This window comes from Halomonas sp. N3-2A (assembly GCF_002216165.1).
Classification (GTDB): Bacteria; Pseudomonadota; Gammaproteobacteria; order Pseudomonadales; family Halomonadaceae; genus Vreelandella.
In genome coordinates, this window is sequence record NZ_CP022286.1 from 2,211,471 (window position 1) to 2,234,849 (window position 23,379).

Here is a 23,379-nt window from a genome sequence, read left to right on the forward strand (position 1 = left end):
ATATTCATATGCGTACCTGCTGGAACTCCTGGCCGTGGCGTGAGGTTGAGCCGCTGTATTCAGTCTTTGGAGAGGTTGCCGTGGCCTTCCGCCATGGCGACAACAACTTTGCGCGGCCCTTTAAAGGGTGTCCGTGCGTGGGCGACCAGCATGTTGTCGAGCATCAGCACATCGCCCGCCTGCCAAGGGAACATCACTGTTTCGTCGGCCAGTACGCCGCGGATCTCATCGAAAATGGCATCGTCAATGGGGCTGCCATCGGCAAAGAAGACGTTGCGCGGCATGTCTTCGGGGTCAAGCAGCTCTTCTAGCGATTCACGCACTTCTGGCTGCAGGTTGGAGACATGGAAAAGGTGGCCCTGGTTAAACCACACCTGCTCACCGGTGACAGGGTGAGTCTCTATGCTTTGACATAGCTGGGTAGTACGCAGGTCACCATCGGGTTTCCATTCACAGCGAATCCCCGCGCGCTGGCAGAATGCCTCCACTTCACTGCGCTCTTCGGTGTTAAACACCTGTTGCCAAGGCATATCGAAATCGCCGTAGTTGCGTACGTAGAGGATGCCAGGGGCAAAGCGCTCACGGATCTCTACTGGCATACGACGGTATATGGCTCGGCTATCGGCTATCGGCGTCTCCCCCCCTTCGAGGGAAGCGGTGACACAGTGGAACCAGATTTTCATCGGCCACTCGCGGGTGTAGGCCTGCTCATTGTGGAGTGGAATGTGTTGATGGGCGGGATATTCGGTCGAGGTATAAATGCCCGATGAAACCGATGAGCGTGGCGTCGAGGCGAACTCATAGCTCAGCAGAGGATGACCAAAGGCGGCGGCAAACTGCTGAAAATCATCAACCGTCGGCACGTCGAAGCCTCTTAGTAACACGCCGCCTACCCTGGCCACTAGAGTCTCGATATCAGCACGCAACTCGCTAAAGGCTTCCAGCAGCGACTGCCCTGGGTAGGCAGGAGAAATCATAATAGGCAGCTCTGAATCAGCTGGCCCCTGACGTTTGGATATGGCGTTGATTTGTTGCGTTAATGTTGCACTTTGGCTGTCCATTATTGAGCTCCTAAAATTCGTTGAGTAGCGTTAGCCTTGGACATAACCCAGGGCTGCCGCATAGCCACACGGCGCTGGCAGCGGCCATGCTTGCAAAGGTGATGAAATGGGAAGCGAGTGCTCAAGGTTGTAGGTGTCTGGCAGCTCTAAAGAAGGGGTGACTGAGAGCGACTGCAAATGATCCGCAATGCCCAGCCCCAAGGCTTTGAGCACCGCCTCTTTAACCACCCAGCGCTCCATAAAGGGCAGTGAGTGGTCGAACCGCTCACTCGGCGATAGCACCAGTCCTTGCAGCGGCGCCAGTTCGGCCTCAGGTCGGCAGCGCTCAATATCGACCCCCACCGCGCCGCCGGGAGCAAGCGCGATCAGGGCGACATGGCCAGAGTGGGAGACATTGAAGATAGGCCCATCAGCGTTTTCCAACGCTGGTTTGCCGTAAGCGTTCTGAGTGAACAGCAACTTTTCTGGCGCTATACCGGTGTGCGCTGATAGCAGTCGCCGAAGAGCCGCGCGAGTCGCCACGGCGCGTACGACATCGGCGTGACAGCGATGCCGCTGGGCGCGCTGCCACTCGGCTCGACTCAGCAACCGATCATCTTCGTCAGCCACCGGGGCGTTCAGATCGAGCGATAAGCGCCAGACTTCAAGCCCCTCAGGAGCCCCTTCAGCTAACTGCAGGCGCTGCATAAAGCACCTCCTCTAGCCGTAGGGTCAGCGCCTGCTTGATGGCTGCCAACACCTGCCTTTCCTGCTGGCGAATAAAGAAGTGTCCTCCCTCGAACCAGTTCAACGAGAACGCACCGCCTGCTTCGCGCTGCCACGCTTCCAAGCGCACCTTCTCGATCTCATCATCGAAGCCCGCCAAAGCCTTTACCGGGTAGTCGAATGGCGTCCCGCTGCGATGACGAAAACTACGGCAGAGACGATAGTCCGCCGCTAACACATCGAGAGTGAGGCGCAACAGCTCCGGGCTTTCGAATACCTCCTCTGGCGTGCCGCCCTGTTGGCGAAGATCCGCAATTAGGGCCTTATCGTTATCAAGACCCGCCAAGCGATCTGAATCACGCATTGAGGGCGCTGCACTCCCCGAGGCGAATAGCTTTCGTGGCTGAGGGCGCCCCACATCGCGCAAGCGTGCCGCCATGCCATAGGCCAGCAGCGCCCCCATGCTGTGACCGAACAAGGCAAAGTCGCCGCGCATTCGCGTTGCTTGCTCTTCACACAGCCGCACCACCTGGGTCTCGAAGTCATCGATAAGCGGCTCGCCCAGGCGCTCGCCACGTCCAGGTAGTTCAACAGGATGCACCTCGATCCAGGCGGGCAACTGACGCTTCCAGCGCAGATACATAGTGGCACTGGCACCAGCACAGGGCAGACAGAGCAGCTTTAAGCGCTTAACCTGCATTCACCTGCTCCGCCTCGCTATTAGCTTGTTCATCCATCCACTGACGCAGCGACAGCGGGCGCATATCGGTCCAAGTCTTTTCGACGTAATCGAGGCAGGTTGGCTTATCGCCAAGTACACCCGTATCTGTCCAGCCCGCAGGAATCGCCTTCCACTCGGGCCACAGGGAATACTGCTCTTCGTGGTTGACTAATACGCGGAAGACACCATCTTCACGATCAAAACAGCTTGTCATGGAACTAACCTCACCGTTGTCTAAGAAATGAGAAAATAAACACAATTGCTTCTCATTACATAATGACGAGTGAGGTATATAGAAATTTAATGCTGGGGAGAAAGAAAGTAGGAAAAATACGCGTGAGGGCAAACGGCTCTAGTGCTTAAAAACATGAAAGCCGTTAAACCATCAAGGAAGAAAACCAGGGGGGAACAAAAAAAGAATGGGCAAAAAGCGATGATTTGTCAGTTGCGCTCATCACTGCGGGGGATCATCCCCGTTAGCAGCCATAGCTGTTCGGCTTCATGAAATACCCTGCGATGCTGAGAAGAAGCCGCTAGCCACGCATGGAACGCCTCGCGATCAGCATCACTCAACGACTCTTCATGCTCGCGCATCAGCCAATCTAGCGCCACTTGCCAAACGGCATCATCGCCGCTGTCGTTATCCATCGTTACAGTCAAACCTCGCTACTGTTGCCTACCATCGACCAACTGACTCGGTAAGCGCCTAGGGTTTCAACGCTATCGTTGTTCGTTGACAGTGTAACAAAGCGACCACAAAGAAGGGACGGAACGTAGGCTTACCGATCTGGCAACGTCTGACCTTGAAGCGACTGGCGGCAATGAGTCAGTGCATCGCGAATCATAAAGTTAACTAACGTGGTGGAAATACCTAATAAGTGGGCCACTTCCCGCTGCGTATGGCTCCCCGACCGGTAGAGCTCAAAAGCGCGCCGCGTACGCTCAGGTAGCTCGTCCAACGCGTCCACCACCTGAGCCAAGGCCTGACGATCAATCGCGATCACCTCTGGAGAGTGTGACGCATAAGAGGCAGCCTCCCCCTCCTCTTCTTTGGCAAACAGCGTTGACTCAAATGCCGAACGGCGGCAACGGTCAATGGCGAGGTTGCGCACCACACGTGACACGTAGGAGATGGGCTGCTTCACCTCAAAAAGCGTGGTTGCTTCTGAAATTTTTAGATAAGCATCCTGCACAACATCATCGGCTTGATCAGCATTTCCCAAGACTCTTGCGGCGACACAGCAGAGCCGGGGCCGCTGATTAACGAAGATATCTTCTAACTCAGCGCTCCAGGTCTGGGTATCCACTGATTGGCCTCCTGCCTTAACTAACACCACAAAATAAATAACAATAATTATTATTTGCGTTAACGAGCAGTAAAGTCAATCAGAGAGGCCTAATCCTCTTTTCATAACGATATGCTTGTACTAAACAACTGATCTACCAAACCAAAAACGTCTACTGTCATCGCCACGTCATGGATGGTTAGTTACCTTTACCAAATGATTTGATAACAGCCATACAAGCCCCCAGGAGAAACGACATGCTTGAGAGCGAAAACAGCTTGCTGGAAACAGTTAAGCAAGCAGCCTATGAGGCTGGCGCGCTGTTGCGTGAGGGGTATTCGCAAAAGGGGCGAATTGCATTTGAGCAAAAGGGAACATCTGACTTCGTTAGCTACTACGATACGGCAGCCGAAAGTATCATTATCGACTGCATCAGCAGCGCTTTTCCCGATATCGCTTTCCTTGGCGAAGAAAGTGGCCTGACGCCCACCGATAGCGACTATACCGTGATCATTGACCCCCTTGATGGCACCAGCAATTTTCTACATGGCGTGCCTCACTTCTCGGTGTCTATTGCGGTCACCAAAGGCGATGCGCTGATCATCGGTGTTGTCTATCAACCACTGCTTGATGAAATGCTCTGGGCAGGCCAAGGCACAGGCGCCTTTCTCAATGATCGCCCATTAACAACACCAGCCCCTCGCCCGCTGACCGAGATGCTGGTGAGCACTTGCCTGCCTTACCATGCCAAAGGCGACTGCACGACAGCGCTAAATCAACTTGCTGCCCTAATGCCCCAGGTGGCGGGTATCCGCAGCCCTGGTTCAGCGGCACTTGAGATCGCTTATCTCAGCCTAGGTCGGTTTGATGCTTTTTGGTCGCAAGGCGCCGCGCTCGACTTCTGGGATATCGCTGCCGGTATTGTGATAGCTCGGGAAGCTGGATACACCGTCACGGATATCTCTGGTGAGGAAAATCCTGTTCAATGGAACAGCCTAATTGCTGCGCACCCCGAACAGCATAGCCAACTGCTAACATGTTTAAGCTCTTGCTAACAAAAGATCCGCTCCACCCCTAATGCAAGTCAGTTAAGCCGACCGGCATTATCTGATGGGCTGGTTTTTTTGTTTAATAAGTGCCTGACGATGACTCCACCCCAGCCCTCCGAGCCGCCCTCGTCACTCCTGCAGGCCCTACCACTTTGTCATTCCCGCAGGCCCTTAGCGGGAATCCATGTTGACCTGGGGTTTGCGCTGCTGCAGGTCAAGGTCAAGGTGGATTCCCGATAACCCCACTCGGGAATGACGGTGCGGTGACTCAGGAATGACGGCGCTGTGGCCGCTTTGCTATATGGAGCTAGGGGATAATGCTAGTCAGCCTTAACTGACTGATATTACGCACCATCCCTGAGTTCAAACGCCGTATTGAGCGTTGATAAAAATAAGCCGCTGGACCTGGGGTATGCCCTGCTTATTTTTTATGCTTTCCTCCCTGGCGCGCTTTGAAGCGCGGATTCGTTTTACAAATGACATACAGCCGTCCGCGACGTTTAACCACTTGGCAATCAGGATGGCGGTTTTTGGCGGACTTGAGCGAGCTAAGTACTTGCACTCTATATATCCTCTACTTAGCGCCAGAAGAGCGGCGCGAAACCAAACCGAAGCGCTGCTGAAAACGCGCCACCCGACCTTCAGCAGAAACTCTGCGTTGCTCACCGGTATAGAAAGAGTGAGAAGCACTAGAGACATCCAGGTCAATCAACGGGTAGGTATTGCCATCATCCCAAACAATCGTCTGCTTTGAGGTGCAGGTAGAACGGATCCGGAACGTGGTACCGCAACTGGTGTCGCGGAACACCACGTAGCCATAAGCAGGATGTATGCCCTTTTTCATATTCAATTCCTTCAAGCATGATTGATACAAGATAACATAACAATTAGATATGATTCTCATTAACATGTAAAGATTATCTTGCTGGCCTACCTTGTTGGCTCGCAACTGAACACTTTACCCCGCAGCACTACGCTAGCGGCCAATACTCAAACTCTCGTAAGGCTTACCTAAGCCAGCCGACAGAAATATTTTCATTTTTTGTTAAAAATGAGAACCATTAGCACTAGAATGGAACCATTATTATTAACCCTATCGCCAGGAGTCATTCATGTTCGAGGTCAAAGGCGCTACCTTTGAAATCAATGGTAAGCAGATTCTAAATCCCATTGACCACAGCTTTCATGAGGGCAAGGTTTACGGCTTGATTGGCCACAATGGCTCGGGAAAGTCGACGCTGATTAAGCTGATGGCCCAGCAGCAACCCACCAGCCAAGGCGAGATTCACTTTGACCAGCGCCCACTGAGTGACTGGGGAAACCGCGAGTTCGCTCGTCAGGTAGCTTACCTGCCCCAGCATTTGCCCAGCGCTGAAAGCCTGACTGGACGCGAGCTGGTGGCTTTTGGCCGCTACCCTTGGCACGGCCTGTTGGGTCGCCATAACCAGAAAGACAAAGACGCCATTGATCGCGCCATCGCCCTTACCCACACAGAGGCCTTTGCCGACCGCTTAGTCGATACACTCTCCGGCGGCGAGCGTCAGCGAGTATGGCTGGCCATGCTACTCGCCCAGGGAAGCCGTTTCTTGCTGCTCGATGAGCCACTAGCGGCGCTGGATATCGCTCACCAAATTGAGGTGCTAGCGCTGGTTCGCAAGCTATGCGATGAGCTAAACCTTGGGGTGATTATTGTACTGCACGATATCAATATGGCGTCGCGTTACTGCGATGAATTGATGGCACTGCACAGCGGTCGCTTGCTAGCCCATGGCAGCCCGGATGATTTGATGAGCTGCAGCACCTTAGAAGCGATTTATGGCCTACCGATGCAGGTCATGAAGCACCCCAACGGAGAGCACAATATCGCCGTGGCTCAATGAGTGAAGGTATACCAACGCGCTAATGCCAGATGAGATCACTGCCTACATTAGCGCGTCTGCCTAATTGCTTCTTCTTAATATCAGCTTTCTTGGATGACTCACATCGCGTCAGTACAGCGTTGTATTTCATCCGCCATCTGGTTAAGCAGTGCATCGTAAAGTCCCGCACTAGGCGTTAAACCAACGCCTAGTGGGTCCATTACACCAATATAGACATCGGTATCGCCAAAAACAGTATCCACGATTTGTGGATTAAATTGCGGTTCGCTGAAGACACACGTAACGCCTTCAGCATCAACTAACTGCTGGATAGTTTCAATGCGTCTCGGGCTGGGCGAGGATGCGTCACCGATAGAAATAGCACCAGCCGCAGTGACACCCAACGCTTTTTCAAAGTACTGATAGGCATCGTGAAATACGATAAAGCGAGTCTGCTCGCTATTGGCTAAGCGTTCCTTTAAATCTTGCTCAAGCGCTTCAAGTTCTTGCTGGCCTTGTGCCGCATTAGCACGATAGTGAGCGGCATTGTCAGGATCGATTTCGCTAAGTTGCTGGGCAATGGCATCGAGCCAGCGCCACGCATTACCAGGATCCAGCCAACCATGTGGATCTTGCCCATCGTGATGATGGTCGTGGTCGTGGTCGTGGTCGTGGTCGTGGTCGTGGTCGTGGTCGTGGTCGTGGTCGTGGTCGTGGTCGTGGTCGTGGTCGTGGTCGTGGTCGTGGTCACCCAGATCAAACGTCGCGCCTTCACGATATGCAAACGTATTAATGCCGGGTACGCCCATTAGTTCCAGATGCTCGGCGTCGTTTGCCAAATTGGCGATCGGAGCCGATAACCAAGGCGTTAGATCATTACTTACCCATACGACCACATCAGCATCATTTAACACTTTGGCTTCCGAAGGCCTCAGTGAGTAGCCGTGGGGTGATGCACCAGGCTGAATGAAAAGGTCGGGGGTCCCGAGGTCGCCCATAACTTTGGCCACTAGCGAATGAACCGGCGGAATGTCTACCGCCACACGGGGAACATCTGCTAGGGCTGACAAGGGAAAGCTCGCTAATAGCGGCAGGGTGTAACGTGAAATTCTGTACTTCATGTTTTTCTCCAAATTATCAAAACCATAATTCCCCCACTCTCATACGACCTATCTAGAAAGCGCTTATAGCCGCAGAAGCATTAGCCCTTATTTTTTCAATATGATATAACATAACAAATTGAATCAGAATAGCAATTAACCGAGAGGCTGCAAGCTGATGTCTCAATTCACACCCGGTAATGCCCCTCTCCTGCGCGCCAAACAAATCAATGTTCTGATCAGTGGCCAGCATATTTTGAGAGATATTAATCTGACATTGCACCGTGAAGAGATTGTCACGCTGATTGGCCCAAATGGCTCAGGAAAATCAACGTTAGTTAAAACATTAGTTGGGGCCATTAAGCCAACATCAGGTTACGTCGCCATCGATGAGAATTTGTCTATCGGTTATGTGCCCCAGCGACTCCATTTAGACCCAACGCTACCGATGACGGTCTCACGCTTCCTTAACCTTCCTCACCGCCATGCCCGTCGTGATGTGCAGCAAACATTAGCAAACGCTGGGGTCGAGGCATTGGAAAATTCCGCCATGAGCCACTTATCAGGCGGCCAACTCCAACGGGTACTGCTGGCCCGCGCGCTTATCACAAAACCAGACATCTTAATTCTCGACGAGGCAACACAAGGGTTGGACTATCGTGGCATCGCGGACTTTTATAAAAAAATTGAAGAGGTTCGTCAGCACTACCGCTGTGCCGTATTGATGGTCAGCCATGACCTTCATGTCGTCATGCGCACCGCCGACCATGTGCTGTGCTTAAACGGCCACATCTGTTGCGAGGGCAAACCAGAGCGTGTTGCGTCTTCCCCAGACTATCAAGCGTTATTCGGTGAACAGACAGCACAAATGCTGGCTTTTTATCGTCATCACCATGAGGAGGCAGCCCATGTTGGATGACTTCATGTGGCGCGCTACTCTGGCCGGCATATTCGTTGCCCTTGCCGCGGCACCGCTTGGCTGCTTTGTGGTTTGGCGACGTATGGCTTACTTCGGCGATGCGACATCTCACGCCGCCATCCTTGGTGTTGCACTGGCTTTAATGTTTAACCTCTCTATTTTTGCAGGCGTATTAACCGTTGCCCTCACCATGGCCGCTTGCGTAACGCTACTCAGCGGGCGCGGTTATGCCATGGATACGCTACTCGGTGTCATGGCTCACTCAGCCTTGGCGATCGGCCTGGTCGCCGTTTCATTTATTTCGGGAGTCCGGATTGACCTGACGGCATATTTATTCGGCGATATCCTGGCCGTTGGCCAGGATGACCTGTGGATCATCGGTGGCGGCGCATTACTGATATTGGCGTTACTCTTCTGGCGTTGGTCGGCACTTCTGACTGCCACACTGAGCGATGAACTTGCCTACGCCAATGGCATTCAGCCCCGCCGCGAGCAATTGGTCTTAACGCTCTCTCTTGCCATGGTCGTGGCTGTGGCACTCAAGGTGGTCGGTGCATTGCTAATTGCAGCCTTACTGATTATTCCTGCTGCAACGGCAAGGCCTTTCTCCAGAACGCCTGAAATTATGGCACTAGTAGCTATGTGTATTGCGACATTGGCGGTTACGTTGGGGCTCAGGGCCGCTTACTATTTTGATACCCCCACGGGGCCGACGATTGTTACCTTGGCCGCTGGCTTTTTCGCATTTTCGACTCTAGGGATAAATGCTTTTCGCTATTTAGGCCAACGTTAGATATCTGTCAGGTCAAATGATTATCCCAGCGGAATTCCTGGCTGGCGAGCAACTCGGGCACTGCCATGTCAGGCGTTACACGGTAGAGTCCGCCCTGGCCGGAGGAGACCAGAAAGCCGCCGTTACCATCACAACGGGCACCGGCGGCGTCGGGTAATTCCAGGTTGGCGTTCAGACGGCCTTGTTCAGCATCCAGCAACAGCACCCGATTGCCGCGAGGTGCGGTCACCAGAACATTTGCCGAAACACGGCTAAACGCGACACTAGCGGTGTAGTGCCGCAGGCTGGCGGTAACCTCATCGGGCAGCGCCAGCTCAGAGAAGCCTCCGGCAGCATCCAGACGACAAATCAGCGGATAGGACTCCCACTCAGGGCCTTCAAATTGGTATCCGGCGATCACCGTGCCGTCCGCTGCCACGTCTAGATGACGGCAGCTAAGCTGGTGGTGCGAAGGAGCATGGCGGGCTACTACTTCGCCGCTGTGGCGATTCATAAGCATCAGCGCCGGGGCCATAGTGTCCAGATTGAGCTTAACCCGACCGTAGTCAGGGTGAGTCTGGATTCCCCCCAAACCAATCACCAGAGTATCACCATCTGGCATCAGCCGAAGCTCATGGGGCCCGATACCATCCAGCGACATATCGCGCACATGAGCGTAGTCGTTGGCAGCATCGTAAACGCGCACTAGCCCGGCGCTGTCCGACAAACGATTGGCGGTGACATACAGATAGCGCCCGTTCAGGTCGAAAACCCCATGTCCATAGAAATGGTAACCTTCTCCCGCTGAAATGGTGTGAGCTAAGCGCCGATTAGCCCCATCGATCACATGCATTCGAGTGCCGGGGCGGCGGGCAAAAAGTACTGCCTGGTGGGAGCTAGGACGTAGACAGCCCCCGTGACAGCGCTCGGGCACTTCAATCATAAAGCGGCTTTTACCATCCAGTGCCACTCCAGCGATGTAGTGCTTCCCATCAAGATCATCAACCGCGCTAAACAGCCAGTCAGCATTTTCGCGCCCCGGCACCGCCCAGCTCAGTGGTGTTAATGCCATTAAGACGCTTCCTAGCCCAGCTTTCAGCACCTGCCGTCGCTGCATCGCTCAATCTCCATCGCTAGAATTAAAGCCACGCACGAGGCCAAGCTCGGCCGCAATTTCGGCTCCCAGCAGATAGTTCAACTGACCAATATTGAGATAAAGCGACTGCAGGTCACGAAAGGCTTGATCGTTCAGTGACGTTGTCAGCCCCGAAGGCAGATCACTCGCCTTGGCTAACGTCTTGTCCAATTGATCACGAAATGTCTCGGCGAGTGGCACTGCATCGGCTTCGCGCAGCAACGTCGAGAGTCCTGGAAGAAACCCTGTACGCAGCCCTTCAAGCGTACTTTCCACCAAACGAATGGAGTTACCGCTACGCCAAGCTTCCGCTAAATAGCGATTAGCAGGCGCCCCTTGTAGCCCCATTGGCTCACCAAGACGTTTCTGCTCTAGGGTTTCGATTGCTTGAATGGCGTTAGCCAGTGTGGTTTCGGTGTAACGCGGGGTATCACGATAGTGCATACCAAAGGCCTGCCAGTCGCGCTCCAGTGCGCTACTAGTGTCTACGAGATGAGTAGAGATAGCCTGCAACAAGCCGCACATAGCCGGTTCACCAAGTGGCCGGTCACTCATAGCATCGTCATATAGCAAGTACTCAATAGCCGGAAATCCCTGAATCGCGACGCTATCGCTAGCAATATCTTCGGCCGTTGGCGTGGTGTCCGCTCTCAACCATCCTTCTACCTTGCTACCTACAAGGTTTTTGCGGTCTGGCCAGAACTGAAGTTGCCAGCCACGGCTATTCTGCTCAATGGGCCCAAACTGGACAAAGCGCACCGCCTGCCAAGCTTGATAAGCCCCCAGCCAGTCGCTTTCAAGCCGCTGCTTGAGCGATTCATCGGGAGCTTGGCAAAAGCGCGTTGCGCTAGCCTCCAGGCGCTCAGAGGCATGACTGAGTTCGGCATACTGCTGCGCTATCGCGCCATGCCAGATATCACGTGGTGTATTGGTGTCCGTATCAGCGGAACCCAGTGCAGAAAAGGGAGCCGCTAAAAACGCAACGGCTACCCCCAAACGACGAAGAGAAGAAATCACATTAACTCCTTACGAATAGCCGACAGCCGTAACAGAAGCGTTGCAAAGCTCATAAAGACTCAAGAAAGCGAATAAGTTCCGCGCGCTGGTCAGTGGGTAGATGTCGATAGGCTTTGGTGGCCGCCTCTGCTTCGCCACCATGCCAGAGAATCGCCTCTTCGAGCGTGCGGGCACGGCCATCGTGGAGAAAGCCAGCCCGAGGATTCACCGTTTGTGTCAGGCCAATACCCCACAACGGAGGGGTGCGCCATTCGCGCCCATCCGCTTGAAACTCACTACGATGATCGGCCAAGGCTTCGCCCATATCGTGGAGCAGTAGATCGCTATAAGGCCATATTTCTTGATTCGCCAACGCCGCTCGGGGGGCATCCGAGGCGGTGTGATGGCGGGGGGTATGGCAGCTTGCGCAGCCCAGTGCGTTAAATGTCTCGGCACCCTGTATTACCCCAGGATCATCCATGTTGCGGCGCATCGGCACCGCTAGGCTAGAGGCATAGAAGGTGATGAAGTCTGCAATTTCATCGCTGACTTCAGGCGTTCCACCATCAGGAAAGGCATCGCACCCCTGACTCTCCATACAATCCGTTTGCGGCACTAAGCGAGACGTTAGCCCCATATCGCCGGCGAAGGCGTGCATGCTCTGCTGCTCAATGCTGGGCTCACCCGCTTTCCAACCAAAACGCCCCATCACCGTGGTGCCACTGCGCACATCCCAGACTTGGTTATAGCGCCCGGAAATGCCATCGTCATCGGCATCGTTGGGGTCGGCAGCCGCCATCAGGTCTGCTTCAGGAATCGCCTCCAGCAGGCCCAGGCCAATCATTGGTGGCGCCAACCGCGGCGACGTCAGCAACGTGTTCGGTAACTCACCGTAGGCAGGTTCGGCAATTGAGTAAAGCGGCTCCTGCAAGGTAACGCTATGGCCGTCGGCAAAGCCCACTTCCCGCGGACGGTACTCAATGATCAGTTTGCCCTCCGGCTGCACGCCAGGAATCGCAGAGGTTTGTAGCTGCAAACCGTAGTTGGGTACCGGCAGCGCCCCCCGTTGCTCCAAAATTTCCGGCTCCGCCTGATTGGAAGGCAGCGAAAGACGCAGAAACAACGCGATGGGGGTTTCATCTCCCATCGGTGGGTGGCCTCGCCCATCCTTGAGATGGCAGCCTTGACAGCTATTGGTATTAAACAACGGGCCCAGGCCATCACGGGCCTCAGTGCTGGCAGGTGCGACCACCCAGGGGTTGCGGAAAAAGCTATTGCCGACGCTGAAATCAAGCCGCTTGGTCATCGACATGTTACGTAGCGGTAATGAATAAGCGTTGTGATCAAATTGCTCCACTGCCCCATCGCCACCGCTCATCGGCGACGATTGAATGGCGGGAGATTCAGCCGCCTGTAAAGAGACCACAAACAAAGAGGCCGCCAACAGTGCTAAGAAAAGGCAGCATTGAGCGAGTCGCCTGAAGGCAAAAAAGCGAGAGAGGTGGCACATAAATATACCTTGAAACAAACGACAAAAGCCGTCCGACAGCCAAGCTGCCAGACGGCTCATAAAATCAAACGAATGATTTAGAAACGATGGCCTGCATCATCCGGCTGCAAAGAGGTAACCCCCAACTCACCGGCGGCTTCTTCAAGGGATGCCGTTTGCGCCACCAGAGTGAGAATCGCCTCGTTGATCAATTCACTGCCCTGCTCATTACCCGGCGCAATCATCATATCGAATGCCATCGGCGAGCTTTCCGCTTCAGCCGCTTGCTTGATAGCATCAAGCCGCGCCATGGTGGCTTCAAGCTGCTCACCAAGGGTATCGGCTAGCTCGCTATCTGTCTGAGACAGTAAGTCTTGCAGCGAAGGTCCCTCTACCACACTGCCATCAAGGCGCTGATAGCTGCCGGTGTAGATATTCTGAACCCCCTGGCCGTTGTAGTAGTGAGAGTTGTGGGTATTATCGCTGAAGCAGTCGTGCTCATCCTCAAAAGAGTTGGCTTCAAGCGCGACTTTCAAGCGCTCTCCCGCTAGTTCACCCAACGATAGCGACCCCATACCAAATAGCATACGGCGCAGGCCTTCCTGATCACTTTCAGCCAGCAGTTCCTGACGATAGTTGCCTTCAACTTCAGGCGACCACTGGGCAACCATCCACTCAAGATCACTGACCAGCAGGTCCGACACTGCATCCAGGTACGTCCGGCGACGATCGCAGTTACCATGGGTGCAGTCATCGCCGGTTTGGAAGTCACTCACCGGACGCTCACCACTGCCTGCTTCGAAGCCATTAAGGTCCTGCCCCCAGAGCAGAAATTCGATGGCGTGGTAGCCGCTGGCGACGTTGGCTTCTGAGCCCCCCACTTCGTTAAGGTCGGCTAAGAGCTCTGACGTAATATCACTGACATCCAGGACTTCCCCCCCTATCGTGATACGTTCGTTGGCAATGATATTAGCAGTGGCCCCTTCATTACCCAGCTCATGCTGATAGCCATCGCTTTCGACATAATCAATCATGCCTTCATCCAGAGGCCAGGCGTTCAGCTGCCCTTCCCAGTCATCCACCACCATATTGCCAAAACGAAATACTTCGCTTTGCTGATACGATACTCGTGCTTGCAACCAGGCTTGCTTAGTTGCGTTAAGAGCCTCAACAGTAGGGTTGGCCAGCAATTCGTCGATACGCTCGTTCAACACCTCGGCGGCATTGAGCGCATCGGCGTAATTAGCATGCGCCAAGTCGGCATAGTGATGAACCACAGCGTCGGCGCTAACAGCATCGTCAGCGGAAACGGCCAAAGGCATCAGCGCGCTAAGCGCAACGATACCTGCAAGAGGGCGACGGAGCATGATGACAGGCATTACAGTGTCCTTTAAGCGATGGCATTAAGAGTTTAGTGTCGTTTCCCTGTAGATTAATGTAATTCATTTACTTATGACATTCAATCTCACTTGAATAAAGATATGGCGCTTTTATTTGTTAAATACGCGCCTTTTGCATAACGTCATTACTTTCTTGTCCTGGGAAGACCGCCATGTTGGATTACAAACTTCTCCATGCCCTGGCCACTGTGGTGGAGTGCGGCGGTTTTGAACGAGCAGGCGATACATTAGGGCTTTCTCAATCAGCCATCTCCCAACGTATAAAAGCACTGGAAGTACGTCTAGGCCAGCCAGTGCTAATGCGCCATCCTAAGCTTTCACCTACACCTGCTGGTCAGCGGCTACTCACCCATTACCAGCAAGTACAGCTGTTAGAACGCGACCTACAGCAGACGCTACCTACGCTAGATAACGCAACGACCCGCCTAAGAATCGCCATCAACGCTGACAGCGTGGTGACGTGGTGGGCAAACGCAGTGGCAGATATCTGTCAAACAGAGGGCGTATTGCTCGATTTAGTTATTGAGGATCAGGACGTTGGGCTTAACCGTCTGCGGGATGGCGATGTCGCAGCCTGCCTTTGCTCTACGCCAACACCCATCGCGGGCGCTCGCTGTATTAAAGTAGGCGAGATGCGTTATCTCCCGCTAGCATCACCTGCCTACGTGCAACGCTACTTTCCTGAAGGCCTTTCTCCAGAAGCTTTTCAGCAAGCCCCGGTGATTGTGTTCGGCCCTCATGACCAGCTTCAGCATCAGTTTCTTGCTCAGTGTGGCTATCACGGCCATTTCCCCTACCACCTGTGCCCTTCATCAGAAGGGTTTGTGCGTCTCGCCACCGCAGGCATTGGCTACGGAATGGTTCCACAACTGCAGGCACTAGACCAGCTGCAAAAAGGCCATCTTGTCAGCATCGCCCCCGGCCACTCGCTTACCGTGCCACTTTATTGGCATTTTTGGCGCCACAGTGGACAACTAGTCCAGCGCCTAACTAAAAGTCTGAACTGTCTCATGCTTTAGACCCATTGTCGGCCACTCGCTTTGAAAGAGGTCTACACTTTGCCTAGGAGCAAAACCCGCCCAAGGCAGGCAAGGGAACCTAGGCACTAAGACCTAGAAGCGATAAAGCCCAACGCAAAAACAACCAAAATAGCGATATTTATGGATGCTTACTGTTGGTTAAAGCGCCTTCCGGCTGGCTTGTTAGTGCTTATTATTAGCTGGCATTCACAAGCAAGTGCTGCAGCTACCATCGTCGTCTCTCCCGAGCAGGCGCGTTACGACTTAAATGAAGCAAGCGGTTACTGGAATACCTTAGAATCGCTAAACCTACGCGATGTTTTAGCATTATCTCCTTCATTTAAACCGGTCCATCACGCCTCTAACCTACATTTCGGCTATACACAAAGCGATGTCTGGCTAAAAACACAAATTCGTAATGCATCGTCCCTCCCAGCTACCTGGATGGTTAAATTCGAATACCCATTTTTAGACCATGTCACTCTGTATACGCTGAGGGAACACGCTAGCGATGTTCAGTATAGCGGAAGCGCCGTGCCAATTGACGAGCGATCAATCGCCCACCGACAGGCCGTTTTTCCGGTGATGCTGGTCGGCGGAGAAACCGTGACGCTTTATACCCAGGTAAAAGCCACAGGCAGTAAGTTTCTGAGCTACAGCTTAATGACGCCAGAGGCGTTTTATACTCAGAATGACCGGCATAATTTCTGGCTGGCGACTTACTTCGGCATGCTGCTAGCATTAAGCATTTACAACCTGCTGCTATTTTTTGTGCTTAAAGAGCACGTATTTCTCTACTACGCGCTATTTGCCTTCGGGTTTACACTGGCAAGTTTGACGTTCAATGGCCTTGGCACGCTGATGTTTTGGAGTTTCCTAGGCGATAACACCGCGCGCCTGGTAGCGATTGGCTTTACCTTTGCTTCTGCGATGGGGGCCCTATTCACGCAAAGTTTTCTTAACACGGCCATCTACTGCCCACGTTGGCATCACATCATTACGCTGTTTCGCGGCTACTGCTATATAGCGCTGGTAGCGATGATATTTTTGCCACTTCAACCCGCCCTACGCTTAATGGATATAACAGGGTTTGCTGCCTCACTATTAATGCTCGTGTGCGGTATTTATTGCAGTTGGCGCCGCGTGCCTAGCGCCCGTATTTTTGTGCTCGCCTGGTCAATATTTCTACTTGGGGCTAGCGTGTTTGCACTTCGAAACCTTAGTATTCTACCCGCCAATTTCCTAACCCTTCACGGAATACAAATCGGCTCAGCCATTGAGATGTTGCTGCTATCTTTCGCACTGGCCGCACGTTTTAATAAATTAAAATGGCAAAAAGAGCGTGCTCAAGCAGAAACCGTCGCAATGCTCAAAAAACAGGAGGCTGTTCTAGAAGCAAAAGTAGCCGCTCGTACTCAGGCACTAGAGAAGCTAGCCAATCACGATATGCTCACCGGCTTGCTTAACCGCAACGGGCTGACACGCTGCGCAGAAGCGGCTCTTGAACACTGTAGAAAAACGCATACGCCTTTAGCACTGGTCATGTGTGACCTTGACTGCTTCAAACCAATTAACGACCAGTATGGCCATGAGGTAGGCGATTTCGTGCTTCAGCAAATTGCCAAGCGTCTCGTGCACGTCGCACGTGGGAGTGATCATTGCGCGCGCTTTGGCGGCGACGAGTTTATTCTCTTACTGGAGGGGATAACTGATCAGACTGCGTTAGAGGAGATGCGTAACCGTATCGAACAGACCGTTCGCTCACCTATCAAGCTACCTGATGGCACGTTAGTTAGCGTCGGCGTCAGTATCGGTATTTGTATTAGCTATGCAGATAACGATACGTTAGCCAGCCTGCTTCGTGAAGCAGATAGCCAGATGTACGCCGTCAAGTCACGCCAAACCACCCGTTACTATGGCTATGGTTCAGCGTGATCTTAACGGATAGTAAACTATATCAGTCAAACAAGCTCATACGCTTCATAACGTTATCGCGCTTGATTCGCCAATGAAATAGAGCACCCGCAATATGCAGCGTAATAAGCACGACTAACGCCCACCCTAAACGCTCATGCCAAACAAACAGCGTTTGCGAAAGCGCTTCGTTTTTGCCCAACACCCCCGGCAAATGCCATTGAAAAAACTCAACAGGAAAGCCGCCGGTAGCAGTGGCTGTCCAACCAATCAGTGGCATAACCACTAGCCCCGCATAAAGCAAGTGATGCACGCTAGTACTGATAATTCGCTCGAAGGCATTGAGCGGCGGTTCGTGGTCGGGCACAACAAAAGCTAGCCGCGTAATAATCCTCAGCGTCATTAGCAACAGTATCGTCACTCCTAAGGTTTTATGGCTGGTATAGAGCACGTTGGTAAGCGCATTCCCAAGCAAATCAACGGCGCGCTCATACCCCAGGAAGCCAAGCGTCAGGCCACTTGCCAATGACAGCAGCACGGCGACTGCCACTAGCCAATGCAACACTCGGTGAGGATAAATATAGTGATCTAGCTCGTGCATTCAGAACTCCTGGCTCATTCGCGTCATGGTAGTTAGCTTAGCTCAGTCAGGTTGCGTTAGAAAAACTAAGAAACCTCTGATTAACTATTGCGCTTGTCCATACTGCGTTAAAAATCGCCTCAAAATGCTCATTTACAACTCGTAAACTCCGCTTTTTCGTTGATTTTTGCCTTGTCTGGCCTACGCTCATAACATTAATCAGAGGATCCTAAATTATCGAGCCCCTCACTGAGCCGTATCACAATCAGCCCCCATTTGGCCGCCTTTGGACCAATTTTCCTGGGTTACTTCTTGAAAAAACACCTGCACGCTCACTGGGTCGGTACCATACACATCGCAGAACGCATCAGTAATACGCTTTGCCAATTCTCGCTTTTGCGCAAGATCACGGGGGAATTGCTGGATAGTGACTATAGGCATCTTAGCTTCCTATCAATGAACATGTTAAAGCAACACCTTATAACGCTTCACTAGGTGCCGCTAGCTGTTCGCGAATCAATTCTCCTAAACGCCGCGCAGGTTCAGAAGGACGGTGTGGAGCACGATGGAGCGCTAGCTCAATCATTGGCAAGGCAGGAAGGCCACTACTGTCATCCAGCGGGCGCAGCGATGGGGTTAACATACTACGCGTTACCACAACAACGGCTAACCCCGCGGTTACAATAGGGGCAAGACCCGCCATTGACTGGCTGGTATACGCAACGCGCCAATCACGCCCAGCCCCTTGTAACGCCTGCTCAGCAACCTCGCGAAAAACATCAGCGCCGGGAGAGTAAAGCGCCAGCGGAATAGGGTCACTTAGCGAAGGCTGCTGATTTACCCCTACCGCCCACATCAGTGGCTCACGACGAATCACATCGCCTCCTGGCGAATTTCGTTGGCGAGTCACCAGCGCTAAGTCCAACTCTGCTGCTTTGACCTGTTCGACCAAATGAGCACTAGTGCCACACTTTACGGTTAGCCCCACCGCAGGATACAGCTGGTGAAAGTACGCAAATACTGACGGCAATAGCGACGCATAGTCTTCAGGAATACCCAACGTTAAATCGCCCGTTATCTGGCGCGCCTGCATATCACTCCACGCGTCGTCATTGAGTGCCAATAGGCGGCGCGCGTGTACCAGCAAACGATCTCCTTCTGGGGTGAAACGTAGTCGTCGCCCAGCTCGCTCATGCAAACTCACATCAAGCTGCGTCTCTAAACGCTGTAACTGCATGCTCACTGTTGACTGGGTATACGCCAGCCGCTTTGCCGCTGCCGTAACGCTACCTGTATCGGCAATAGTAACCAGCGTACGAAGTAGCGTTAAGTCAAATGTTGGTGCGCGCATACATCACCATTATTGATAATAATGATCATAAAAGATCGATATTGTGATGAGTGTTTACTGAGTATGCTGCGCGTCTCAGGTTTAACGCAAGGAGAGATGCCATGCATCCCGTTCATTCCCCGGCCGTCATATCCCCCAGGTACAGTGTATGCGCAGCACTTGTGGCGGTGATGTTATGGAGCATAGCGCCGCTATTAGCAGAGTTGGCTCGGGATACCTCTCCGCTTCAGCTCACCGCACTTACGCTGCTTGCAGGTGCACTGGCAACATTGCCACTCAGCCGTCGCGTTAACGTCGCGGCTTGCCGTCCTCGCTGGCAAATTAGCGTATGGCTTGGCCTACCACTATTGATCGTTGGTGCTGTTAGCAGTTACTACATTGGCATGCGTCTAGCACCTGCCGCAGAAGCCGCTTTGATCACCTACACCTGGCCAGTGCTGTTTGTACTATTAAGCCAATGGAGCCGGTTTGGTCGTCTGCATATCGCAAGCGTGACAGGTGCGCTAATTGCTTTTTCGGGTGCCGCTATTTTGTTACTGCCGCAAGCCTTAAGTGGCGGCTTTGGCGGGGCTGCTTCAGGGTATGGGTTAGCGCTACTGGCGGCTTGTTGCTGGGCGCTCTACTCCTGGCTCGGGCAAGTAGCTCCTGTATCGCTAACACCATTGCTCCCGCGGTTACTTATGATCGCCTGCGCTGTTGCAACCTGCGCCAGCTTGATAGTGGAAGGAACCTTCATCATGCCGCAGGGTGAGGCTCTGTTGGCGGGCATCGCGCTGGGGCTTGGGCCGTACGGCATCGCTATGGTGGCCTGGGATAAAGCACTACGCTTTGGCCAAGCCAGCCTAGTCGGCAGCCTTGCCTATGGCGTACCGATCCTAGCGGCACTGCTACTGGTACTGGCAGGCGTCAGCGTGTTTGACTGGCGGCTACCAACGGCCGCCTTATTGGTCGTCGTAGGCTGTTTAAAAGCAAGCCGCTAAACACTATTGACCTAAATAGCGAGGCTTTGCGATACCTTCCAGCGCATCAAGAGGGATCGTCAGAACAGGCTGGCCGGCTGCATAAGGGGCAATTTCATAGACGTTGTATTTAACTTCCCAGGCAGTTGCCAACGGGGCTATGTTGCGGCTCTCGCTGAACGGCCAATTGAGGGCAAACTGCTCATCATGGCCCATCTCCTCTATCCAGCGTTGGTGGGCCTGATCAAGCAGTGCTTGAAAAGCGCCCTGCTGGCCTTCCAACAACATATCGTCTGGATCAACCACACGCAGCTGACGCTCGTCTATCACCATAAACTCAGTCATTGGCAAACCATGCGCCTGCCCCGCATGATAAACGTAGCTACTTAGTTCAAGTATCAATAAGTCGTTGTGCTGCCCATAAACCTTAGCTTCTAACATCGCTTCGCTAGTCATTGCTCCCGGTGCGGTGCGATTATCTTCCTCAGCTAGCTCAAAAAAGTTTTGCGCATAGGCCTCCCAGCTATCAGCTGGCAATGCATCCTCTTCAGTGATGCCCATTGCAAGCGTTAACAGCCGTTTTTGTAACTGCTCCGTTAGCTCTGCAGATTGCGGAAACGCGAGCGCAGACACGGTGACGGTAGAGCACTGTTCAGCCTGACACTCAGGTGCTATGTACTCTTTTTCAACCGCTTTTGAAACAAGCGCAAGTGACTCTGCAGAAGCATCATCCGACGACTGACAACCACTTAATAACAATAAACCAATCACCGTTAAAACGAATGAATAGCGCAGCATAAAACCACCTTGTGAATAACGTCGCCACCTTCAAGCCACGTAAATAGGAATACAAAAGCAAACGCCCCTACTGTCACCAGCAAGGGCGTTGCATCATACAACGTGCGCTAAATTACGCGTCAGGCTGCATCTCTGTTGGCTCTGCATTGACTTGCAGTTCAAACATACCACTGCCGCTAACAGCGAAACCACGTGCAATAACGGTGTAGGTGCCCGGCAAAAGCGCCTGCTCTAAACGCGAGTTAGTGCCGCTACCGCCGTCATCATCGCTGTAAGCATCGCCGCCACCACTTAGCTCTAAATACGTATCAAAGTCACTTGAACGCATGCTAAGCCTGACCAAAGAGCTCTCTTCTAAGGTGAGTTCATAGGTCAACGGCTCACCGCTATACCAGCCAGTGAGCGTTTCATTAGGTGTTAACTCACCTTCATTACGCAGCTCTACACCCTCCGGCAATTCACGCGGCTCTACTGAAAGCGTAAACAAACCGCTGTCGGAGCCATACGCCGTGCGTGCTGTTAATTGATAACTGCCCGGTGCTAAAAAGTCGGCAATACTGGCGTCCAGATTGCCAGCACTGTCGTCATCTTCGCGGAAATAGCCATTTGGCCCTTCCAGCACCAGATAAGAGTCGATATCGCTTGAGCGCATATCAATTTGATACATACCCGCTTCTTCGATCTCTAGTTGATAGCTTCGCTCCTGGCCGCTAAACCAACCATTCAGCGTTTCGCTGGGCACAACACTCCCATCATTGCGCAGATCGTCAGGCAATTCACGTGGCTCCGCACTCAACGTAAAAAGACCACTCCCTTCGCCGAAGGCAGAACGTGCGGTGACGGTGTAATCACCAGGAGCAAGAAAGTCTGAAATACGTGCATTCAAGTTGCCAGCGCCATCATCATCCTCACGGTTGTAGCCGTTCGGACCAGACAGCTCCAGATACGCATCAAACTCATCGGCACGCATCTCGATTTGATACATACCTTCTTCTTCAACGGTTAACGTCACTTCCCGTGACGTGCCACCTAGCCAACTATCCATCGGCTCGCCAATGGTCAGCGTGTCAGAATCGCTCAGCTCAACCGTGCGGCTATTAAGGGTGAATGGGCCATAGCTGCTTGCATCCGCCCCACTGACGGCCACTACGTATTGACCATCTTTTTCGATACGATGACGAACGGTCTCGGCATTCTCCAACAGCTGCAGCCCATCGTCATAGAGAGCGACGACTCCCCTTAAGGCACCACTGAGAGAAAACTCGACTAACGAGTCCTCTTCCAGATTGATGACATAGCGCACATAGCGGCTACCATCATTACCGTTCAGCTCCGCTGCCGAGGTAATCTCTCCCCTAGTTTGCTCACCTAGCGTAATACTTTCGAGCCCTGCTAGTGCTTGGGAAGTCTGCCCCTGCTCCGCACTGGTAGGTTCTGCGGCGCTTGCCGTTGATGTAAAACTGGGCGCCGCCTGAGCGGCTAACAACCCAACAGCAACCCCACCGGCGGCAACCAAAATTAGCGTTAGAGAAGAAGACTTAGCCATAGGTGCATCCTTGTTTATTGGCAAACATGTAAAACCTAGCGAGTGCTAATTATATGATGCCTATCTGAGTAAAGTGAGCCTTTATCTAAAATTTATACCAGACACATGACACCGCCGAGTTACATCGACCACACTTCGTTAACTTGCTGAATCACAACGGCACTGAAGAAAGTTGCAAAAAATCTTAATTTAGAAGCCAATTGCATCGATCTTCGTAAAGCTTGCCGTATTAAAATGACCACGTTACTATCGGAGCAGATATCGGTAAATACTCCGACACATAAAGAATCGGCACAATGTAAACTGAGGCACTCCAATGGGAGCATCTAAACGGTTCATCCGCACGAGCTGTGCTGCGGCATTACTCACCTTCTTTTCCACTGGTCATGCATTTGCCACAGAAATTCAAGAGGGAATCGCATCCTTTTACAGCGATCGCTTCCAGGGTTCCCCTACAGCCAGTGGCGTACCTTTTGACCAACAAGCGCTAACGGCTGCTCATCCAACGCTTCCTTTTGGCACCAAGGTGCTAGTTACCCGCCCTGATACTGGCCAGGAGGTTGAGGTACTGATTAATGACCGCGGCCCCTTTGTTAAGGGACGTATTATTGACCTATCAAAACGGGCAGCTCGCCAACTCGGCATGATTCGACGCGGCGTTGCCCCCGTCATGATCACCCTGGTCGATTAACGGATAACACACCCGCAAGTGTGTGATAC

At 52.9% G+C, this 23,379-nt stretch carries 26 protein-coding genes; 8 read left to right on the plus strand and 18 right to left on the minus strand.

Annotated elements, in window-relative coordinates:
* Positions 1-59: 59 nt before the first annotated feature.
* The 6 genes from CEK60_RS10365 to CEK60_RS10390 all read right to left on the minus strand — a co-directional run bounded on the left by CEK60_RS10365 (position 60) and on the right by CEK60_RS10390 (position 3,794).
* The gene (locus tag CEK60_RS10365; RefSeq protein ID WP_089038953.1) at positions 60-1,061 is read right to left on the minus strand and encodes a TauD/TfdA family dioxygenase; all 1,002 of its coding nucleotides are present in this window, start codon (positions 1,059-1,061) and stop codon (positions 60-62) included.
* A 30-nt stretch (positions 1,062-1,091) separates the two neighbouring features.
* A complete protein-coding gene (locus tag CEK60_RS10370) occupies positions 1,092-1,748 on the minus strand; it encodes a 4'-phosphopantetheinyl transferase family protein (RefSeq protein ID WP_089038954.1) in 657 nt (218 codons plus the stop codon).
* On the minus strand, positions 1,726-2,466 hold the full coding sequence (locus CEK60_RS10375) for a thioesterase II family protein (RefSeq protein ID WP_089038955.1): 741 nt from the start codon (positions 2,464-2,466) through the stop codon (positions 1,726-1,728). The genes CEK60_RS10370 and CEK60_RS10375 overlap by 23 nt, the downstream gene beginning before the upstream one ends.
* Positions 2,456-2,701 (minus strand): MbtH family protein, encoded by a 246-nt coding sequence (locus tag CEK60_RS10380; protein ID WP_089038956.1) that lies wholly within the window; start codon positions 2,699-2,701, stop codon positions 2,456-2,458. Before CEK60_RS10380 ends, CEK60_RS10375 begins: the two co-directional genes overlap by 11 nt.
* 227 nt (positions 2,702-2,928) lie before the next feature.
* Positions 2,929-3,135, minus strand: a complete 207-nt coding sequence (locus CEK60_RS10385) for a FecR/PupR family sigma factor regulator (protein ID WP_089038957.1) — start codon at positions 3,133-3,135, stop codon at positions 2,929-2,931.
* Between the two features lie 131 nt (positions 3,136-3,266).
* The gene (locus tag CEK60_RS10390; RefSeq protein ID WP_041157719.1) at positions 3,267-3,794 is read right to left on the minus strand and encodes an RNA polymerase factor sigma-70; all 528 of its coding nucleotides are present in this window, start codon (positions 3,792-3,794) and stop codon (positions 3,267-3,269) included.
* Between the two features lie 236 nt (positions 3,795-4,030).
* Here CEK60_RS10390 and CEK60_RS10395 point away from each other — a divergent pair, with 236 nt between their 5' ends.
* A complete protein-coding gene (locus tag CEK60_RS10395; protein ID WP_089038958.1) occupies positions 4,031-4,828 on the plus strand; it encodes an inositol monophosphatase family protein in 798 nt (265 codons plus the stop codon).
* 415 nt (positions 4,829-5,243) lie between these two features.
* Here the strand turns inward: CEK60_RS10395 and ykgO are convergent, their stop codons facing one another.
* Positions 5,244-5,384 (minus strand): type B 50S ribosomal protein L36, encoded by a 141-nt coding sequence (gene ykgO, locus CEK60_RS10400; RefSeq protein WP_082072625.1) that lies wholly within the window; start codon positions 5,382-5,384, stop codon positions 5,244-5,246.
* A 12-nt stretch (positions 5,385-5,396) separates the two neighbouring features.
* Entirely contained in the window at positions 5,397-5,666 is a 270-nt protein-coding gene (locus tag CEK60_RS10405; protein ID WP_089038959.1) for a type B 50S ribosomal protein L31, read from the minus strand.
* 268 nt (positions 5,667-5,934) lie between these two features.
* Here CEK60_RS10405 and CEK60_RS10410 point away from each other — a divergent pair, with 268 nt between their 5' ends.
* Positions 5,935-6,702 (plus strand): ABC transporter ATP-binding protein, encoded by a 768-nt coding sequence (locus CEK60_RS10410; protein WP_089038960.1) that lies wholly within the window; start codon positions 5,935-5,937, stop codon positions 6,700-6,702.
* A 98-nt stretch (positions 6,703-6,800) separates the two neighbouring features.
* On the opposite strand, the gene CEK60_RS10415 is transcribed toward CEK60_RS10410, so the two are convergent.
* Positions 6,801-7,802: a zinc ABC transporter substrate-binding protein gene (locus CEK60_RS10415; protein ID WP_089038961.1), complete on the minus strand. Its 1,002-nt coding sequence runs from the start codon at positions 7,800-7,802 to the stop codon at positions 6,801-6,803.
* A gap of 157 nt (positions 7,803-7,959) precedes the next feature.
* Here CEK60_RS10415 and CEK60_RS10420 point away from each other — a divergent pair, with 157 nt between their 5' ends.
* Both CEK60_RS10420 and CEK60_RS10425 read left to right on the plus strand, forming a co-directional pair.
* On the plus strand, positions 7,960-8,700 hold the full coding sequence (locus CEK60_RS10420) for a metal ABC transporter ATP-binding protein (protein WP_089038962.1): 741 nt from the start codon (positions 7,960-7,962) through the stop codon (positions 8,698-8,700).
* On the plus strand, positions 8,690-9,493 hold the full coding sequence (locus CEK60_RS10425; RefSeq protein WP_089038963.1) for a metal ABC transporter permease: 804 nt from the start codon (positions 8,690-8,692) through the stop codon (positions 9,491-9,493). The genes CEK60_RS10420 and CEK60_RS10425 overlap by 11 nt, the downstream gene beginning before the upstream one ends.
* 7 nt (positions 9,494-9,500) lie before the next feature.
* Here CEK60_RS10425 and CEK60_RS10430 read toward each other — a convergent pair whose 3' ends face one another.
* The 4 genes from CEK60_RS10430 to CEK60_RS10445 form a co-directional block, all read right to left on the minus strand.
* Positions 9,501-10,589, minus strand: coding sequence for a DUF1513 domain-containing protein (locus CEK60_RS10430; protein ID WP_089038964.1), 1,089 nt, complete (start codon positions 10,587-10,589; stop codon positions 9,501-9,503).
* 3 nt (positions 10,590-10,592) lie between these two features.
* Positions 10,593-11,624 carry an imelysin family protein gene (locus tag CEK60_RS10435; RefSeq protein WP_089038965.1) on the minus strand — a complete coding sequence of 344 codons (1,032 nt, stop codon included), beginning with the start codon at positions 11,622-11,624 and terminating at the stop codon, positions 10,593-10,595.
* Between the two features lie 49 nt (positions 11,625-11,673).
* Positions 11,674-13,113: a di-heme oxidoreductase family protein gene (locus tag CEK60_RS10440; RefSeq protein WP_089038966.1), complete on the minus strand. Its 1,440-nt coding sequence runs from the start codon at positions 13,111-13,113 to the stop codon at positions 11,674-11,676.
* Positions 13,114-13,190: 77 nt separating this feature from the next.
* On the minus strand, positions 13,191-14,471 hold the full coding sequence (locus CEK60_RS10445) for an imelysin family protein (protein ID WP_198361495.1): 1,281 nt from the start codon (positions 14,469-14,471) through the stop codon (positions 13,191-13,193).
* A gap of 173 nt (positions 14,472-14,644) precedes the next feature.
* On the opposite strand from CEK60_RS10445, the gene CEK60_RS10450 reads away from it, so the two are divergent.
* Together CEK60_RS10450 and CEK60_RS10455 are read left to right on the plus strand one after the other, a co-directional pair.
* Complete coding sequence (locus CEK60_RS10450) at positions 14,645-15,511, plus strand: LysR family transcriptional regulator ArgP (protein ID WP_089038967.1); 867 nt, start codon at positions 14,645-14,647, stop codon at positions 15,509-15,511.
* A gap of 141 nt (positions 15,512-15,652) precedes the next feature.
* Positions 15,653-17,446 (plus strand): diguanylate cyclase, encoded by a 1,794-nt coding sequence (locus tag CEK60_RS10455; RefSeq protein ID WP_089038968.1) that lies wholly within the window; start codon positions 15,653-15,655, stop codon positions 17,444-17,446.
* A 22-nt stretch (positions 17,447-17,468) separates the two neighbouring features.
* Here the strand turns inward: CEK60_RS10455 and CEK60_RS10460 are convergent, their stop codons facing one another.
* The 3 genes from CEK60_RS10460 to CEK60_RS10470 all read right to left on the minus strand — a co-directional run bounded on the left by CEK60_RS10460 (position 17,469) and on the right by CEK60_RS10470 (position 19,356).
* Positions 17,469-18,026 carry a cytochrome b gene (locus tag CEK60_RS10460; protein WP_089038969.1) on the minus strand — a complete coding sequence of 186 codons (558 nt, stop codon included), beginning with the start codon at positions 18,024-18,026 and terminating at the stop codon, positions 17,469-17,471.
* A gap of 225 nt (positions 18,027-18,251) precedes the next feature.
* Entirely contained in the window at positions 18,252-18,446 is a 195-nt protein-coding gene (locus CEK60_RS10465) for a tautomerase family protein (RefSeq protein WP_089038970.1), read from the minus strand.
* A 37-nt stretch (positions 18,447-18,483) separates the two neighbouring features.
* On the minus strand, positions 18,484-19,356 hold the full coding sequence (locus CEK60_RS10470) for a LysR substrate-binding domain-containing protein (RefSeq protein ID WP_089038971.1): 873 nt from the start codon (positions 19,354-19,356) through the stop codon (positions 18,484-18,486).
* 101 nt (positions 19,357-19,457) lie between these two features.
* Between CEK60_RS10470 and CEK60_RS10475 the strand changes: the two genes are divergently transcribed.
* Positions 19,458-20,336: a DMT family transporter gene (locus CEK60_RS10475; RefSeq protein ID WP_089038972.1), complete on the plus strand. Its 879-nt coding sequence runs from the start codon at positions 19,458-19,460 to the stop codon at positions 20,334-20,336.
* A gap of 3 nt (positions 20,337-20,339) precedes the next feature.
* Here CEK60_RS10475 and CEK60_RS10480 read toward each other — a convergent pair whose 3' ends face one another.
* On the minus strand, positions 20,340-21,113 hold the full coding sequence (locus CEK60_RS10480) for an RsiV family protein (protein ID WP_089038973.1): 774 nt from the start codon (positions 21,111-21,113) through the stop codon (positions 20,340-20,342).
* Between the two features lie 112 nt (positions 21,114-21,225).
* Positions 21,226-22,659: a hypothetical protein gene (locus CEK60_RS10485; protein WP_089038974.1), complete on the minus strand. Its 1,434-nt coding sequence runs from the start codon at positions 22,657-22,659 to the stop codon at positions 21,226-21,228.
* A gap of 316 nt (positions 22,660-22,975) precedes the next feature.
* On the opposite strand from CEK60_RS10485, the gene CEK60_RS10490 reads away from it, so the two are divergent.
* Positions 22,976-23,350: a septal ring lytic transglycosylase RlpA family protein gene (locus CEK60_RS10490; protein ID WP_089038975.1), complete on the plus strand. Its 375-nt coding sequence runs from the start codon at positions 22,976-22,978 to the stop codon at positions 23,348-23,350.
* The last annotated feature ends 29 nt before the right edge of the window (positions 23,351-23,379 follow it).

What these genes read in the sequence shown, in the direction of transcription:
- CEK60_RS10365 (WP_089038953.1), bottom strand. Translation starts at nt 1,061, where the DNA reads ATGGACAGCCAAAGTGCAACATTAACGCAACAAATCAACGCCATATCC.
- CEK60_RS10370 (WP_089038954.1), bottom strand. Translation starts at nt 1,748, where the DNA reads ATGCAGCGCCTGCAGTTAGCTGAAGGGGCTCCTGAGGGGCTTGAAGTC.
- CEK60_RS10375 (WP_089038955.1), bottom strand. Translation starts at nt 2,466, where the DNA reads ATGCAGGTTAAGCGCTTAAAGCTGCTCTGTCTGCCCTGTGCTGGTGCC.
- CEK60_RS10380 (WP_089038956.1), bottom strand. Translation starts at nt 2,701, where the DNA reads ATGACAAGCTGTTTTGATCGTGAAGATGGTGTCTTCCGCGTATTAGTC.
- CEK60_RS10385 (WP_089038957.1), bottom strand. Translation starts at nt 3,135, where the DNA reads ATGGATAACGACAGCGGCGATGATGCCGTTTGGCAAGTGGCGCTAGAT.
- CEK60_RS10395 (WP_089038958.1), top strand. Translation starts at nt 4,031, where the DNA reads ATGCTTGAGAGCGAAAACAGCTTGCTGGAAACAGTTAAGCAAGCAGCC.
- CEK60_RS10405 (WP_089038959.1), bottom strand. Translation starts at nt 5,666, where the DNA reads ATGAAAAAGGGCATACATCCTGCTTATGGCTACGTGGTGTTCCGCGAC.
- CEK60_RS10410 (WP_089038960.1), top strand. Translation starts at nt 5,935, where the DNA reads ATGTTCGAGGTCAAAGGCGCTACCTTTGAAATCAATGGTAAGCAGATT.
- CEK60_RS10415 (WP_089038961.1), bottom strand. Translation starts at nt 7,802, where the DNA reads ATGAAGTACAGAATTTCACGTTACACCCTGCCGCTATTAGCGAGCTTT.
- CEK60_RS10420 (WP_089038962.1), top strand. Translation starts at nt 7,960, where the DNA reads ATGTCTCAATTCACACCCGGTAATGCCCCTCTCCTGCGCGCCAAACAA.
- CEK60_RS10425 (WP_089038963.1), top strand. Translation starts at nt 8,690, where the DNA reads ATGTTGGATGACTTCATGTGGCGCGCTACTCTGGCCGGCATATTCGTT.
- CEK60_RS10430 (WP_089038964.1), bottom strand. Translation starts at nt 10,589, where the DNA reads ATGCAGCGACGGCAGGTGCTGAAAGCTGGGCTAGGAAGCGTCTTAATG.
- CEK60_RS10440 (WP_089038966.1), bottom strand. Translation starts at nt 13,113, where the DNA reads ATGTGCCACCTCTCTCGCTTTTTTGCCTTCAGGCGACTCGCTCAATGC.
- CEK60_RS10445 (WP_198361495.1), bottom strand. Translation starts at nt 14,471, where the DNA reads ATGCCTGTCATCATGCTCCGTCGCCCTCTTGCAGGTATCGTTGCGCTT.
- CEK60_RS10450 (WP_089038967.1), top strand. Translation starts at nt 14,645, where the DNA reads ATGTTGGATTACAAACTTCTCCATGCCCTGGCCACTGTGGTGGAGTGC.
- CEK60_RS10455 (WP_089038968.1), top strand. Translation starts at nt 15,653, where the DNA reads ATGGATGCTTACTGTTGGTTAAAGCGCCTTCCGGCTGGCTTGTTAGTG.
- CEK60_RS10460 (WP_089038969.1), bottom strand. Translation starts at nt 18,026, where the DNA reads ATGCACGAGCTAGATCACTATATTTATCCTCACCGAGTGTTGCATTGG.
- CEK60_RS10465 (WP_089038970.1), bottom strand. Translation starts at nt 18,446, where the DNA reads ATGCCTATAGTCACTATCCAGCAATTCCCCCGTGATCTTGCGCAAAAG.
- CEK60_RS10470 (WP_089038971.1), bottom strand. Translation starts at nt 19,356, where the DNA reads ATGCGCGCACCAACATTTGACTTAACGCTACTTCGTACGCTGGTTACT.
- CEK60_RS10475 (WP_089038972.1), top strand. Translation starts at nt 19,458, where the DNA reads ATGCATCCCGTTCATTCCCCGGCCGTCATATCCCCCAGGTACAGTGTA.
- CEK60_RS10480 (WP_089038973.1), bottom strand. Translation starts at nt 21,113, where the DNA reads ATGCTGCGCTATTCATTCGTTTTAACGGTGATTGGTTTATTGTTATTA.
- CEK60_RS10485 (WP_089038974.1), bottom strand. Translation starts at nt 22,659, where the DNA reads ATGGCTAAGTCTTCTTCTCTAACGCTAATTTTGGTTGCCGCCGGTGGG.
- CEK60_RS10490 (WP_089038975.1), top strand. Translation starts at nt 22,976, where the DNA reads ATGGGAGCATCTAAACGGTTCATCCGCACGAGCTGTGCTGCGGCATTA.